Origin of the sequence: Chryseobacterium daecheongense, from assembly GCA_027920525.1 — a bacterium.
Taxonomy (GTDB): Bacteria; Bacteroidota; Bacteroidia; order Flavobacteriales; family Weeksellaceae; genus Chryseobacterium; species Chryseobacterium proteolyticum.
Window position 1 is genome coordinate 4,843,536 of sequence record CP115858.1, and the last position, 14,810, is coordinate 4,858,345.

Genomic DNA, 14,810 nt, shown 5'->3' on the forward strand with positions numbered 1-14,810 from the left:
TTTTATTACTTTATTTTAAAGCTGTTAAAAGTATCATTGAAAAGATTCATATAATTGCCATTCCAGTATTTCTGGCCACAATTGATGGAAATAATGAACAGGTTTTTCTCTTTTTGAAAAACTTTGGTAATCCAGAAAAGCTTATCGTGATCATCAAAATATTCATACGTATATTCTGTGTATCCTTTCTTTCCTTTACCGGATTTTACCTTGCTTTCTTCATCATTGGATTTGTAAAGGGCAAGGATGAATTTTTTTGTTTCCTCTTTAGGAATATTCAGGTCATGGTATTCTGAAATTGTAATGGCACCAATTTCATTCGAAGGAAATATATTTACAATATCATCGTCATTTGTCGATTTCCACCCTTCAGGAACGTTAATCGTGTAATTGGTACTTTCATAAACTGCCGTTTTCTGTGCAAAGGTAAAACAGCCTAACATCAATATTAATCCTGCGATCAAATTTTTTCTCATCTAAAAATGGTGTTTGTATTCTTCCAGAATGATTTTGAACCATTCTGTAAAATTTTCTGGGTTCTCAGAGATCTCTTTATCCAGATCAGCAATGGAGATGTATCTTACCTCTTCAACCTCTTTTTTATTTAAACTGAAATCAGCATCGTAATTTCCGACGAACACATGGTCAAGCTCATGCTCCCAAAGTCCACCGCCAACATCAGCTTTATAAATAAAACTGAATTTTTCCGCAAGTTCTACTTCTATTCCCAGTTCTTCTTTCACCCTACGCTTTGCACCTGCCAGATAGCTTTCACCATTTCTGGGATGCGAGCATACTGCATTGGTCCATTGGTTAGGAGAATGATATTTTTCCGAAGCTCTTTTTTGCAAGAGCATTTCTCCCTTTTCATTAAATAGAAATACGGAAAAAGCCCGGTGTAGCAAGCCATTAATGTGTGCCTGCTGTTTTTCCATCAAACCTATAACATTGTCCTGCGGATTTACTAAGACTACCAATTCTTCCATTCCTACAAATGTAAGTCTAATAAATGTATTTTGGAAATTTTTGGGGAAACATCATATCAATGCCAGATCGCGAATGGAATCCCTGAAATTTTCGGAACTTTTTAATGATCTGCAATTCGTTTTTCTTTTCTCAATATGGATGAAGATATACCGAAATGCTTTTTTAAGGTCTTATTAAGGTGGCTTCCGTCGGTAAAACCCAGGCTCCATGCAATTTCCTGTAATGGAGCTGTTGTATATGTAATCCTGTTGATCGCTATCTGCAGTTTGGTTTTCTGAGTATATTCCTTTAATGTTTCGCCGGCATTTCTTTTAAAATATTCGCTGAAATACTTTCCGGAAAGATTAAATTTTTTGGATAAATAATCGATAGACAATTGATCCTCATTAATGATGTTTTGATTGATATGCCGGATGATTTCAGAAAATTTAGTATCGCCTTTCTCTTTCGTATCGGCTAGTCTTGAACTGATAATTGTAAGTATTGAAGACAGGGAATTGGCGATTAACGTTTCAGAATACGCCGCGTTCTGATCCTTTTCATGGACTATAATATCCAATAATCTTCTAATCTGTTCCTTGTCTTTATCATCATGAAAAACAAGTCCTGTGCTGAAATCATAGAATCCTATGATATAATTGAGTTTGCTGTACCATTGTGAGTAATTGATATCCGTACTTTTAAGGTTTTTAAAATAATGCTCTGTAAACCGGACGAATAAAAACTGAGTAGGCTGGATGATGTCATAGGCATGACACTTTGAATAGGGAAGCAAAAAGAAATCCTGAGGTTGATAATTCCGGGTTTTGTATTCTATACTTTGTACTCCTTTTCCCGAAAGAATGAAGACGAGTTCAAAAAAACTGTTTTTACGGAAACGGTCTTTCCATTCAGATAATTCAGTTATTTCGATTTCAATAAGCTCATGTATATGGTCCATCGCAGCATCAATGATTAGTACAAAATTAATCTTTTATTTATACTCAATTTTCTGTTTTTTGTACTCTTTTAAGAATGTATGCCTGCTGTAGCTTTGTGAAAAAAAAGATGGATTATAAAAGTATAGCCAGGCAAACTGTTGGATATTTATACCAGGCTCATTCAAGTATCAGAAATTCAGGAATTGATAATAAGCTTATTGCTCTGGCCGAGCTGAGGATATCCCAGTTAAACGGCTGTGCCTATTGTTGCAGTTTCCATGCCGGAGAACTCAGAGATATGGGTATCGATCAATCTATAATTGATAAGATCCCCGGATATAAGCACTCGGCATCATTCAGTAAAAAACAGCTCTTAGTTTTACAGTGGGCTGACGCTGTAACCTTCATCAATGGAGATATCAGTAATTTACTTGTAGAACTTCAAACTGAATTCTCTGAAAGAGAGATTGTAGAACTTACATCAAGTATTTCCCTTATGAATGCCTTGAACCGGTTGCGTATTAGCCTTGGAGAAAAATTTTAAAATTTTCGGTTTAATCATGATATTTCAGATTATCAATAATGTAAATCTTGTGGTTATTTGTTGAAATCTGATATTATTTTTAGTGAACTTCTGGTGATTAAACTCAAGTGAAACTGAAAATTTTAAATCATAAATGTAAAATTGGTTGATTTAATATTTAATTTATTAATCTAATTTACGTTATAGTAGTAAATTTTTAACATAAACAAAGTTTAACACCTCTTTTCATTGTAAAAACCGTAACTTTGTAATTCAAATTTTTATGATGGAGCTAGATTATATCGAACACGTGAGTCCAGTACTAAAGGACGGAGTAAAAAATTACTTAATAGATATTGACGGAACAATTACGGATGATGTTCCGAACGAAGAACCGGAGAGAATGGTTACCTGTGAGCCTTATCCCGATGCTTTAGAAACCATAAATAAATGGTATGATGAAGGACATCAGATATGCTTTTTTACTTCCCGCACTGAAAATTTAAAACAAATTACAATTGACTGGCTGGATAAACACGGATTCAAATACCATAGTGTTTTGTGTGGAAAACCAAGAGGAGGGAACTATCACTGGATTGATAACCACCTGGTGAGAGCGACAAGATACAAAGGGAAATTTACTGATCTGGTCGAAAAGCAAGTGACAATCGAAGTTTTCAAAGAAGATTAAAAATAATCAAAGATTTAAAGATTAATGATAAAGCAGCACGCCGAATTTTAATTTTTAAATCTTTTTAAATTTAAATAGACATTGTATTTATGAAAGTTTTAGCAAATGACGGTCTGGATCAATCTGGAATTGATGCATTAACTGAAAAAGGGTTTGAAGTAATCACAACAAAAGTACCACAGGAATTTTTAGTAGATTACATTAATGAGCATAAGATCCGTACTTTACTGGTACGTAGTGCGACACAGGTAAGAAAGGATATTATTGATAACTGTCCATCCATTGAGATTATCGGAAGAGGAGGAGTTGGTATGGATAATATTGATGTAGATTATGCAAGGGAAAAGGGAATTCATGTAATCAATACACCATCTGCCTCTTCGGAGTCGGTTGCGGAATTGGTATTTGCCCACTTATTTTCAGGAGCACGATTTTTACAGGATTCGAACAGAAAGATGCCTGTAGTTGGAGATACTGAATTTGCAGGACTTAAAAAAGCATATGCTAAAGGAATAGAATTGCGAGGGAAAACCATCGGTATCGTTGGAATGGGAAGAATAGGACAAGAGGTTGCAAGGATTGCTTTAGGTCTTGGAATGAGAGTAGTTGCGGCTGATAATAATGTAGGCAGGGCAAGTATAAAAGTCAGGTTCTATAACAACCAGTTTATTAATGTGGATATTGAAACGGAACCGTTACAGGATGTTCTGAAGCATTCGGATTTTATTACCCTTCACGTACCGGCACAGAAAGACGGATATATGATCGGAAAAAATGAGTTTGAAATTATGAAAGACGGAGTAGCAATAGTGAACTGCTCGCGCGGAGGTGTTATTGATGAGGTGGCTTTAATTGAAGCCCTGGATTCCGGAAAAGTGAAGTTTGCAGGACTGGATGTTTTCATTAATGAGCCTACTCCTTCAAAAGACATTCTCACTCATTCTAAAATTTCCCTCACCCCTCATACAGGAGCTTCAACATTGGAAGCACAGGATAGAATTGGTCTTTCTTTAGCGGAGCAGATTTCAAGTATACTACAGATTCACTAATCGAATGAAGTTCGTATTGAAATAAAAAACACCTCATTTGAGGTGTTTTTATGTTATATGTTGTTCTTGTTTTTTAGTAAATCTCTGATTTCCATCAATAATTTCTGATCATCTGTAGGACCAGCCGGAGCAACCTCTTTTGCCTTTGATACTTTGTTAATTCCTTTAATCATTATAAAAAGAACCATTGCTATACAAAGGAAGTTAATAACTGCCGCCAGGAAATTACCATAGGTAACGCCGTTCCATACCAGGGTTTTGATATTTTCTGCCCCTGCAGCTTTTAGAGCCGGATTAAGTAAAAGAGGAGTAATAACATCTTCTACAAATGATGAAACAATTTTACCAAAAGCTGCACCAATGATAACCCCTACTGCAAGATCAATGACATTGCCTTTGACTGCAAATTCTTTAAATTCCTTTAAAAATCCCATAATTTAATTTTTTTTATGTTGTGTATGACACAAATATAGCTAAAATTGTTATTTTTTTCGCGTTTATGGGATATTTATTTGTATTCTTTTTAAATAATGTGAATGTGGAGTAATCAACTTTGCGTTAATAAAAAATATTATAAATTAGTCGGATACTAATATGAAATGAAAATATTTACGAAGGAGCAAATAAGGGCGTGTGATCAGTTTACGATATCGAACGATCAAATTTCTTCAATTAAACTAATGGAGCGCGCAGCACAATCATGTGTAAACTGGATATCTGAACATTGTAAAAATCATAAGAAGTTTTTTGTTTTCTGTGGCGTTGGAAATAACGGAGGAGATGGATTTGCTATTGCACGGCTGCTCCATACCGAAGGTTTTGATGTAGAGGTATTTGTAGAGGATCCCAAATCGAAACTTTCTGATGATGCAGAGATCAATTTTGAAAGGGTACAAGGGGTTTCGGAAATTCCTGTTAAAAGATTCAGTGAGCTGGATAAGGACCCGCTGGATGATGATACTGTTATTATTGATGCCCTTTTCGGAACCGGATTATCGAGAGAACTTGAAGGAGCATACAAAGAAATAGTTGATTATTTAAACACTCTGAAGGTTGTTAAAATTTCTATTGATATTCCTTCCGGACTTTTTGCAGATACCACTTCTGTTGCAGGCTCTACTATTTTCAAGGCTGATTATACTCTGAGTTTTCAATTCTGGAAGAAGAGCTTTTTACATCCTGAAAGTGGTATATTTACAGGTAAGGTAGAGATTTTGGATATAAATCTTAGCAGAGAGTATATTTCAAATACTGAAACAGCTGATTTTTCAGTTGATGAAGAATGGATCAAAAGAATTTTTAGACCGAGACCGGACTTTTCTCATAAAGGATTGTATGGTAAAGTATATATTGTTGCAGGAAGCTTCGGTAAAATGGGAGCTGCTGTGCTATCCACAAAAGCTGCCTTAAAAACCGGAGCCGGTTTGACGTTTACGGTTGCTCCCGAATGTGGATATAATATTTTACAAATATCTTGTCCGGAAGCCATGTTTATAAAAAGTGGTGATCAGGTTACAAGTAAGATAGAGATTGAAGATAATTCTGTATTTGGTATAGGGCCGGGTATAGGAGCAGATAAGGAAACGCAAAAAGTCCTTCTGCAATTTTTAAAAGAATATGCGAAACCACTGATCCTGGATGCGGATGCTTTGAATATAATTTCGGAAAATGAAAAAAATCTGAAACTGATCCCGAAGAATTCAATCATTACTCCTCATCCCAAGGAGTTTGAACGGCTATTTGGTAAATCCGCAGACTCTTTTGAAAGACTGAAACTGGCACGTCAGAAAGCGGATGAGCATCAGATATATATTGTCCTGAAGGATCATCATACACAAATTATTACTCCTGATGGAAAAGTGTATTATAATACAACAGGAAATTCGGGACTGGCCAAGGGAGGAAGCGGAGATGTTCTTACAGGAATTCTTACCTCATTACTGGCACAAGGATATTCCGAAGAAGATGCCGCTGTTTTCGGGGTGTGGCTTCATGGAAAAGCAGCAGATTATGCGGCAGAAAGATATTCTAAAGAATCTATGCTTCCTACTGATCTCATTAATGAACTGGGAACAGTATTTGAGAAAATCAATAAAAAAACGGCAGTTAAGCTATAAAGTACTTCTAAAGGAGGTCGTAAAAATATAAAAGCCACAATTCAATTGTGGCTTTTATATTTATTTTAAGGAATATAATTATTCAGGTTTTGCGTTTTGTTCCTGAGTAATTTTGAATTTTTTAGACATAATCATGATCACTACTCCTGCAAGCATGAAAGGAATAGAAAGTACCTGTCCGGTATTCAAGCCTCCGATCTGGATAAATTCATCTCCCTGAGGCTCTTTTAAAAATTCTACAAAGAATCTGATAGCCCAAAGAATAATGAAAAATAATCCAAATAACCAGCCTTGCTGATATTTCTTATCTGTCTTTTTGTATAAGATCCACAGCAGGATAAACAGGCAAATATATCCGAAGGCTTCAAAAAGCTGGGTAGGATAACGAGGTACGGTAAGACCATATTCACTGCTTTGCTGTGGGAAAAGTAAAGCAAACGGGGAATTCGGGTCTACAGGTTTTCCCACAATTTCAGAATTGAAAAAGTTCCCCATTCTTACAAAGGCACCTCCCAAAGAAACCACTATTCCTAATCTATCGTATACCCAGAAAGGGTTTTTTCTGATGATCTTAAACGAGTAATAAAGAGTTGTAAGAATTAAAGCAATAGTAGCTCCATGGCTTGCCAATCCTGAAAAACCTGTGAATTTCAGGCCGTTTTTTGTGCTTATTGGCAAAAAGACACTCCAGAAATCTTCCTTGAATAATTCAGGCTGATAAAAGATAACGTGGCCTAGCCTTGCACCCAAAATAGTTCCGATCAGCGTCCATGTAAATAATGGTTCCAGATATTTTAAATTGACATTATCAGTTTTGAAGATTCTTGCCATCAGGAGATAACCAAATCCAAAGGCAAAAATGAACATCAGGCTATAAAAATGAAGTGTAACAGGCCCCAGTTTGATCCCATTGGAAGGATCCCATATTTTAAAAGGAGTTTCCAGTTCAACATGGTCTGCAGCTGTAATGGGTTTGTCTGCTTTTACAGCATATTTGAAAGTTTCAATATTTTCCTGAGTAGCCGGAGTTTCTATCAGCTTAAAGTGTTTATCAAAAAACTGGTATTTTGCTTCTTTGTATTTACTTAATGTTGCAGCGCTGAAATTGAAGTAAGCAGGCTCAAAATTAGACTTATTCAGAATTACCAGAACATTACTATTGATAGGTCTTTCCACAAAAGAGTCCAGATCTCTGATTTCAGTTGTTGAATAGATTTTAACGGGGATTTCCGTAGCATTTACTTGTAAGCTTCCGTCCGATAGACCGCCAGGGTATGCCTGTGCAAAAATACACTGGGTAACGAAGGCAAATACTACGAGGTACATTCTGAAAAAAATATTACTCATTTCTATTTTTTTGATAGTTTATTACTGAATTTTTATTTCTTTGGAGGAACAGGATCATATCCGCTACCTCCCCATGGATGACATTTTGAAATTCTCCTGATACCCAGCCACAATCCTTTAAAAATACCATGCACCTGCAGTGATTCTACCATATAATGGGAGCATGTAGGTTCATAACGACAGTTTTTAGGGAGTAAGGGCGAGATAAACCATTGGTAAAATTTAACTAAAATTACCAAAGGAAAAGTAATGATCTTGTTGACTGTTAATTTCAAAACAATGCAAAAATAGGGTAAAAAAATGAAAATTAGTTTAAATTTGTTATAAGTTTCAGAGACATAAATCTGAAATATTCACTCAAAAATCCTAAAATATCTTGAATCAAAATATTCCATTAGCTGAAAAATTAAGACCCAAAACCCTGGATGATGTTCTGGGGCAGGAGCATCTTACGGGTGAGAAGGGAACAATACGGAAGATGATTGAGAACGATACGCTCAATTCTCTTATTTTATGGGGGCCTCCAGGAACGGGGAAGACAACATTGGCAGAAATTATTTCTGAAAAATCCGGAAGAAAGTTCTATAAACTTTCTGCGGTTTCTTCGGGTGTAAAAGATGTTCGCGATGTCATTGATGAAGCAAAAAAACAGAATCTATTTTCAGGAAAATCGCCAATCCTATTTATTGATGAAATTCACCGCTTTAATAAGTCGCAGCAAGATTCATTGCTTCACGCAGTAGAAAAAGGATGGATCGTTCTGATAGGTGCAACCACGGAAAATCCAAGTTTCGAGGTAGTTTCAGCCTTGCTTTCAAGGAGTCAGGTGTATATCCTGAAAGCTTTAAGCTATGAAAAACTGGAAGAACTGGTGGACATTGCTCTCGACAGGTACAATAAAGACGAGAATACCCATTTAAAAATTGGAGAAAAAGGTGCATTTATACAATATTCGGGTGGTGATGCCAGAAAACTTATCAATTCTGTTGAGTTGGTTCTCAATCAATATAAAAATACAGAGACAACTGAGGTTTCCAATGAAGATGTTCTTGCCGTCCTTCAGGAAACAATGGCTTTATATGATAAAAACGGAGAACAGCACTACGATATTATTTCTGCATTTATTAAATCCATGCGGGGAGGTGACCCCAATGGTGCGGTATATTGGCTGGCAAGAATGATCGCTGGGGGAGAAGATATTAAATTTATTGCGAGAAGGATGCTTATTCTTGCGGCTGAGGATATTGGATTGGCAAATCCGAATGCTTTGGTTATTGCTAATAATTGTTTTCAGGCTGTCAACGTAATCGGTAATCCCGAAGCCCGGATTATTTTAAGTGAAACTGCAGTGTATCTGGCAGTATCTCCTAAAAGTAATTCTACTTATATGGCTATTAATAATGCATTGGCATTAGTAAAACAAACAGGTAATCTTCCTGTACCCCTTCATCTCAGAAACGCTCCGACAAAACTAATGAAGGATCTTAATTATGGCAAAGACTACAAATATGCACATTCTTATGAAGGAAACTTTGTAGACCAGGATTTCCTTCCTGAAGAAATTAAAGACACCAGGCTTTATGAGCCGGGAGATAATGCCACTGAGAAAAAGATCTATGAAGAACTCAGAAAAAAATGGAATAATAAATATTAGAAAAGGATGCTCAGTGAGCATCCTTTTTTATGATCAAAAATTAATGATTATTTCTGGGTTGTTGTAATAAAAAGGGACTTTTTGCCATTGTAATCCTTTACTTCAGTTTTAGCTAAAATATCAGCATAAATACTGGTTTCAGGATTAGAAAATTCATAACCTTCGATGATTACAGGTGTTTCTTTGGGTAGGTTGTTTTGTACATTAAGCTGAGCTAATGTTAACCTGTCAAGGTTTTCATATCCTTTTTTGATTTTGAACTCTGTAATCCCATTGTCTGCCAGATAACTGAATTTTTTTAGATTCTGTGGCAAAGTAGCAGGCGTTTTATAAACATGCATGCTTTGTATGAAATCTGATTTGTCCTTGAACATATCAACTGTTCCAACAATATCATTAGCAACAGCAAATTTCGCTGAAGGATTCTTCTGTCCAAACAAACATACAGAAGATACTAATAAAAAAGAATAAATTATTTTTTTCATAATCTAAAGAATAAGTAACGATTAAAAACAGGTTAAATATAAGTTTTTTTTGTAGAATTTGAATGTGATTTCAAGATAAATTAAAAATTATGTATAAATAATGGGTTTTATTAAAATTCTGAATTTTCATTTTTATCAGTTTCATCCTTTTTATCCACAAGATTTTTAATGATATTTTTCAATCTCTGGAACATAAATGAGCTTAGCAATAAAATCACTCCAAGTAATATAAAAGCTATAATTCTGGAGATATTATCCATTTGCCATACATCATAGGCATACAGTTTCACAATAACGATCCCTATAAGGGTGAATCCGATTCTGCTTAATTCATTATTCTCTCTTTTAAGCCCGGTATAAATAAAGATAATTGAAAGGATAGCCCAAATGATTGGAAGATACAGAATGCTAAAATGTTTTTGCAGTGCAGGCAGGTTTGTAAGGTTTACTGAATTTCCCAATAAATATAAGTGATACAATTCACAGCTTACAACAGTAACCAATGTAAAGGCACCGAGCCAATACGAAATTTTTATTTTCAAAAAATCCGGTGTGTTTATTACCTTATAATAATATACATATATAAAAGGAATGAGGTATAGTAAGTAAATTCCATAGAAAGACCATGAAGTTTTCTTTAATACGATATCATGTATAAGCTCGGAAGCACAGAAAGTAACGTGAATGATAGTCAGGCAAAAGAAAAAATAAATCAATCCGTTTTCGATCTGTCTGTTTATTTCCAGTTTTCTGCCGAGTAGTAAAAGGATGAAGATGTAGAATAGACTCAGTAAAAGCCCCGATACTAAAATAATAGCAAAAGGCTGTTCAGAAATCTGATAAATCAACTCAAATAATATCGCGAAATAAATGATAGAGTAATTAAGGATTTTAAACGCATTTTCAAAGAAGCTATTTCCGGAAGTGTTATTTCCCTGTAATCTTTTGAGTAGGGCAAGATTAAAAAGGATGGTAATAATTGTCACCAAACTTGTTAAAAAGATAGGGTTGATTATTACGTTAAGATCTTTTGCGTCGAAATATTGTGCCCATGTAATGATTTGAGCTAACAGGACCAAAGGAAAAAGAATATAAAAGAAAACTTTAAAAATACTAAGATTTGTTTTTTTCCAGATAAAAAGAAGTAAGGTTGCTTCAATTGCCCAGATACTTGTGATCAAATGCGTTTTGAACTGTAATGCGACAGCAATGGTTAGAAGGCTTACAGTAATACCTGTAAATATGGAATAGGTGCTGTTAAAACCTTTCTTTTTATATTCCCTGAAAACGAGACAACCGTTAATAGCTGCAAAGATTAGAGGAAATATGATGACCGGCTCATATCCCAATTTGTTAAAAAGGTAAATTAAACTTAGAGTACTAAAGAAGTTGACCAGGACTAATAATATTGTATCAAAAGCAAAAAGTATGTTTTTCTTACTATAGTTAAGCAATGCGAAAGCATAAAATATAACATAATTGATCAGATAAAAATAAATACTTAATATTTCAGGTTTTTCTACAATCCAATATAACAAATAGAGATGAGTAAAGAAAAATGCAATTCCTCCAACACTTTTCCATTGTTTCAAAAAGGTAATGATAAACATTCCGATATTTAAAACAGATATATAGGTGAATAAAAATAAGTAATTATTCTGGCCGGAACTGATCATTAAAGGAGCTAGAAATCCGCCAAATAATGAAAAAATAACCAGGACCTCGCTATTATAGCGATAAGAAAGAATGATAGATAATAATGTTATACAGCATGTAATAATAAAAGCGGTATTCTGTGCGAACAGATGATATTCCCGAAACGCTATGGTAGTGGTAAAATATAAGATTGCAATACCACCTCCCAATATTATAGATGAAAATGTTGCATAATTTTTTCTTAGAAAATGACCTGTAATTATAATAGCTGAACCGATGAAGAATCCTATTGTCGCCCTTGCTGCTTCTCCAATCCAGTTTTTATCAATGGCATATTTTACAAAGTAACCGATACCTAAAACCAGAGTGAAAATACCAATAACTGCCAGAATGTTTTGTTTAAGAAACCCCGTAATAGGGGAAAGCCAGTCTGTCTGTTGATCTGATGGTACCTGTTCCGGAGTGTTGGGATAGATCTCCGGTGCAGATTCTTTTTCGTGATGAGTATTGATAGGTGAAGCTTCAGGAGATAGCTGAGATGGACTTGTAGATTCTTTTTTTAGCCCTGCAACCGGAATGTCTTTAGGAGTATTTTCCTGTAAGTCTGAAATTTTCTTTTCAAGCTTTTGTATTCTGCTATTTAAATTACTATAAACAATAATAATCAATACAATAAGTAGAATAACCAGGAAATTTGCCGTCATAATTTTCATTTGTTTGATCAAATATAAATAAATGTTTGTTAAGCTACTCGTAAAAACAATTAATCCATCATATTGGGATATGATGGATTAACGGTGTATAGTGATTAAATTAAATAAAAGTCCTAGTTAGATACTTTGTAAATATAGAATGAAGCAACACTTGATCCAAGTAAACCTACGTCAAGCGCAGAAGACCCTACAAGACCGAATGAAATCTTATCTCCTGCCTGTAGGCTATAGATTGAGTTCAAGCTGGATTCTGAAATTGTTAAGCTTAACAGAATTAGGTTTGCTCCGCTAAATGCACGGCTATCTATTGTAGTAGCTACCCCTGCTCTTGTTCTAACGATTCCTACTCCCGGGCTGTTGGCAAGGATAGAAGCTTGTAATCCTGTTCCGTAACGGAAAGTAAATCCAATAGCGTATACTCCGTCAGATGGAACAACATACGTATTGTCGGTATCAGAGAATAATGCAGCACTACCGATTGTTCTTTCTGCTGTCAGGAAGTTAACTCCTCTAAATCCGGAAGGAAACAATCCTAAGCTTAATAAACTGATTCCTGCTGTTTTTTTAGCAGCAAACAGGGTAGGGTTTGTTGCACCACCACTTCCGGCACTCGCTACTAATGCAGGATCTGCTTGTTGTAACTCACCGGTAGCAATATTATACATCATAACATCAAATCCGGTTAATGTTGTCGTTGTTGGAACCTGGCGTACTTTCACATCTCCGTTTACGTCAAGAGTAGCTGCTGGTGTTGTGGTGTTTATTCCTACCTGTGAAAAGGCTTGAAATGAGATCAAAAATAAGATCAGAATGGAAATTTTAGTTTTCATGTTATAAAAGTTTAAATTGTTATGGTTCTAGTTTTAGTTTCGTAAAAATACAGCAAAAATTATGCCTGTAGGTTATATTTTATATAAAGTTATTGTAAATTATGTTTAAATATTTTAACAATTTACAATTTATATTCAATATAACGTTACGTATTTATACTATAAGTAAATATACTTAAATTTTTTGAGAATAAAGATAAATAAAATAATTTAAATAAATCCCTTTTTATTGAATAATTTTTATTTAATGTAAAAATAAAGCTGTCAGACGTTCTGACAGCTTTTTAGTAGATTATATTTCTTAGATAATATTATAACTATCCTGTTTTTTTAATAAGATTTAACTTTCTAATAAATACTCTTTGTAATTTCCAAGGAAATCAACATCTGCGCGGATGGATTCAAGCTCCTGTATTGCATTTCCATGCAGGATCGGATGCCATTCACCTACCACATTGATATAGAAAAAGTAGTTTCCAAGTCCCGTTTTTAAGGTCCGGGATTCTATTTTGCTAAGATTCATCTTTCTCCAGGCGAATACTGATAGTACCTGGTGTAATCCTCCGGCATGATCTTCAGGTAATGTAATGAGCATCCCGGATTTTTCCCCAAGAACCTCTAATTTTTCGTTTTTGTAAGGATTTCCTTCTTTAGAGATCACGATAAATCGGGTGTGGTTCTGCTCAAAGTCCTGAATATTCCGGTTAATGATTTTTAAACCATAAAGGTTGGCAGCAAATTGATTGGCGACAGCTGCGATCTTTTGATCAGGGTTCTCGGATACATATTTGGCTGCGGCGGCCGTAGAAGAAAAATCCTGCCTTTGAACATTCTTGTAATTTTCATCTAAAAAATGAAAACTTTGAGCCAATGCCTGCGGATGGGAATAAATCTTCTCGATTTCCTCAATAGAATTGTTGGGATGAATCATTAAGTGATGTGCAATGGGCATTACAGCTTCAGCTTCGATTTTTATTGCAGGGGTTTTATACAGATAATCTAATGTCATGGAAACGGTACCTTCAATGGAGTTTTCCAATGGGACAACAGCTTTAGCAACTTCTCCTTTTTCTACTGCTTCAAAACAATCCAGGATATTTGCCTGTGGTATTAGGTCTTCCTCAGGAAAAAGTTGTGTGGTGGCAAGTTGAGTAAAACTTGCATGTGGGCCAAGAAATGCAATCTTCATATATTCTGCGTAATTGTTAAATGTAAATTAAACTTCAACAAAGGAATGAAATAGTTGATACTTAAAAAAATTATATAACGTAATTATTCAGGGGTATTTTCTTCAACCTTCCAGTTTGCTTTAAAAAGATTCAATAAATGCTCCGGGCATCTGATGATTTTGTTGGTTGATGAATCCAGAAAGAACAGGGTGGTAGAAGCTTCGGTAATTTTTACTCCGTCTTCGTTGTAGATTTCATATTCAAATTCAATCCGTACTCCGGGTATTTTTTTTATATAGGTGTGGATTTCTAATTTTTGATCGTATAAAGCTGGTTTTAAATACTTAATTTTATAATCGGAAACGGGTAACCAAATTCCCTGGTTTTCAATTTCATTATATGACATTCCGATGGATCGAAATAGCTCAACTCTGCCAATTTCAAAGTACGTTGCATAGTTGCCATAATAGACATATTTCATAGGGTCGGTTTCGGCGTAACGTACTCGTATTGAGTGGATTGTGTGTATCATTTTGGGTCTCAAATTATACATACAAATATATTTTTAAATAATCAATACCTGCAAAATTTTTTTTTGAAAATAAAAAATTAGACCTTTGTCTTCCTTCTAAACACAGTACTAACTAAAGAATTAATCGGGGCATAAAT

At 34.8% G+C, this 14,810-nt stretch carries 16 protein-coding genes; 5 read left to right on the top strand and 11 right to left on the bottom strand.

What is annotated here, in order from left to right; genetic code table 11:
* Nucleotides 1–5: 5 nt before the first annotated feature.
* The 3 genes from PFY10_21730 to PFY10_21740 form a co-directional block, all read right to left on the bottom strand.
* A complete protein-coding gene (locus PFY10_21730; GenBank protein WBV56806.1) occupies nt 6–476 on the bottom strand; it encodes a hypothetical protein in 471 nt (156 codons plus the stop codon).
* Nucleotides 477–986: an isopentenyl-diphosphate Delta-isomerase gene (gene idi, locus PFY10_21735; protein ID WBV56807.1), complete on the bottom strand. Its 510-nt coding sequence runs from the start codon at nt 984–986 to the stop codon at nt 477–479.
* Between the two features lie 101 nt (nt 987–1,087).
* On the bottom strand, nt 1,088–1,927 hold the full coding sequence (locus tag PFY10_21740) for a helix-turn-helix transcriptional regulator (GenBank protein ID WBV56808.1): 840 nt from the start codon (nt 1,925–1,927) through the stop codon (nt 1,088–1,090).
* 107 nt (nt 1,928–2,034) lie between these two features.
* On the opposite strand from PFY10_21740, the gene PFY10_21745 reads away from it, so the two are divergent.
* The 3 genes from PFY10_21745 (at nt 2,035) to PFY10_21755 (ending at nt 4,170) form a co-directional block, all read left to right on the top strand.
* Nucleotides 2,035–2,451, top strand: a complete 417-nt coding sequence (locus PFY10_21745; protein ID WBV56809.1) for a carboxymuconolactone decarboxylase family protein — start codon at nt 2,035–2,037, stop codon at nt 2,449–2,451.
* Nucleotides 2,452–2,716: 265 nt separating this feature from the next.
* Nucleotides 2,717–3,121: a phosphoheptose isomerase gene (locus PFY10_21750; protein ID WBV58974.1), complete on the top strand. Its 405-nt coding sequence runs from the start codon at nt 2,717–2,719 to the stop codon at nt 3,119–3,121.
* Between the two features lie 89 nt (nt 3,122–3,210).
* Nucleotides 3,211–4,170: a D-2-hydroxyacid dehydrogenase gene (locus PFY10_21755; protein ID WBV56810.1), complete on the top strand. Its 960-nt coding sequence runs from the start codon at nt 3,211–3,213 to the stop codon at nt 4,168–4,170.
* Nucleotides 4,171–4,223: 53 nt separating this feature from the next.
* Here the strand turns inward: PFY10_21755 and mscL are convergent, their stop codons facing one another.
* On the bottom strand, nt 4,224–4,604 hold the full coding sequence (gene mscL, locus PFY10_21760; GenBank protein ID WBV56811.1) for a large conductance mechanosensitive channel protein MscL: 381 nt from the start codon (nt 4,602–4,604) through the stop codon (nt 4,224–4,226).
* 165 nt (nt 4,605–4,769) lie between these two features.
* Here mscL and PFY10_21765 point away from each other — a divergent pair, with 165 nt between their 5' ends.
* Nucleotides 4,770–6,287: an NAD(P)H-hydrate dehydratase gene (locus PFY10_21765; protein WBV56812.1), complete on the top strand. Its 1,518-nt coding sequence runs from the start codon at nt 4,770–4,772 to the stop codon at nt 6,285–6,287.
* Nucleotides 6,288–6,365: 78 nt separating this feature from the next.
* Here PFY10_21765 and lgt read toward each other — a convergent pair whose 3' ends face one another.
* Together lgt and yidD are read right to left on the bottom strand one after the other, a co-directional pair.
* Entirely contained in the window at nt 6,366–7,154 is a 789-nt protein-coding gene (gene lgt / locus PFY10_21770) for a prolipoprotein diacylglyceryl transferase (GenBank protein ID WBV58975.1), read from the bottom strand.
* A gap of 512 nt (nt 7,155–7,666) precedes the next feature.
* Nucleotides 7,667–7,909, bottom strand: coding sequence for a membrane protein insertion efficiency factor YidD (gene yidD / locus PFY10_21775; GenBank protein ID WBV56813.1), 243 nt, complete (start codon nt 7,907–7,909; stop codon nt 7,667–7,669).
* A gap of 101 nt (nt 7,910–8,010) precedes the next feature.
* Here yidD and PFY10_21780 point away from each other — a divergent pair, with 101 nt between their 5' ends.
* Nucleotides 8,011–9,288, top strand: coding sequence for a replication-associated recombination protein A (locus PFY10_21780; GenBank protein ID WBV56814.1), 1,278 nt, complete (start codon nt 8,011–8,013; stop codon nt 9,286–9,288).
* Between the two features lie 47 nt (nt 9,289–9,335).
* Here the strand turns inward: PFY10_21780 and PFY10_21785 are convergent, their stop codons facing one another.
* The 5 genes from PFY10_21785 to PFY10_21805 all read right to left on the bottom strand — a co-directional run bounded on the left by PFY10_21785 (nt 9,336) and on the right by PFY10_21805 (nt 14,673).
* Nucleotides 9,336–9,773: a hypothetical protein gene (locus tag PFY10_21785; GenBank protein ID WBV56815.1), complete on the bottom strand. Its 438-nt coding sequence runs from the start codon at nt 9,771–9,773 to the stop codon at nt 9,336–9,338.
* A 110-nt stretch (nt 9,774–9,883) separates the two neighbouring features.
* On the bottom strand, nt 9,884–12,133 hold the full coding sequence (locus PFY10_21790) for a DUF2339 domain-containing protein (protein WBV56816.1): 2,250 nt from the start codon (nt 12,131–12,133) through the stop codon (nt 9,884–9,886).
* Between the two features lie 122 nt (nt 12,134–12,255).
* Nucleotides 12,256–12,972, bottom strand: coding sequence for a hypothetical protein (locus tag PFY10_21795; GenBank protein ID WBV56817.1), 717 nt, complete (start codon nt 12,970–12,972; stop codon nt 12,256–12,258).
* Nucleotides 12,973–13,312: 340 nt separating this feature from the next.
* Complete coding sequence (gene pheA, locus PFY10_21800; GenBank protein ID WBV56818.1) at nt 13,313–14,161, bottom strand: prephenate dehydratase; 849 nt, start codon at nt 14,159–14,161, stop codon at nt 13,313–13,315.
* 83 nt (nt 14,162–14,244) lie between these two features.
* Nucleotides 14,245–14,673 (bottom strand): thioesterase family protein, encoded by a 429-nt coding sequence (locus PFY10_21805; GenBank protein WBV56819.1) that lies wholly within the window; start codon nt 14,671–14,673, stop codon nt 14,245–14,247.
* Nucleotides 14,674–14,810: the final 137 nt, after the last annotated feature.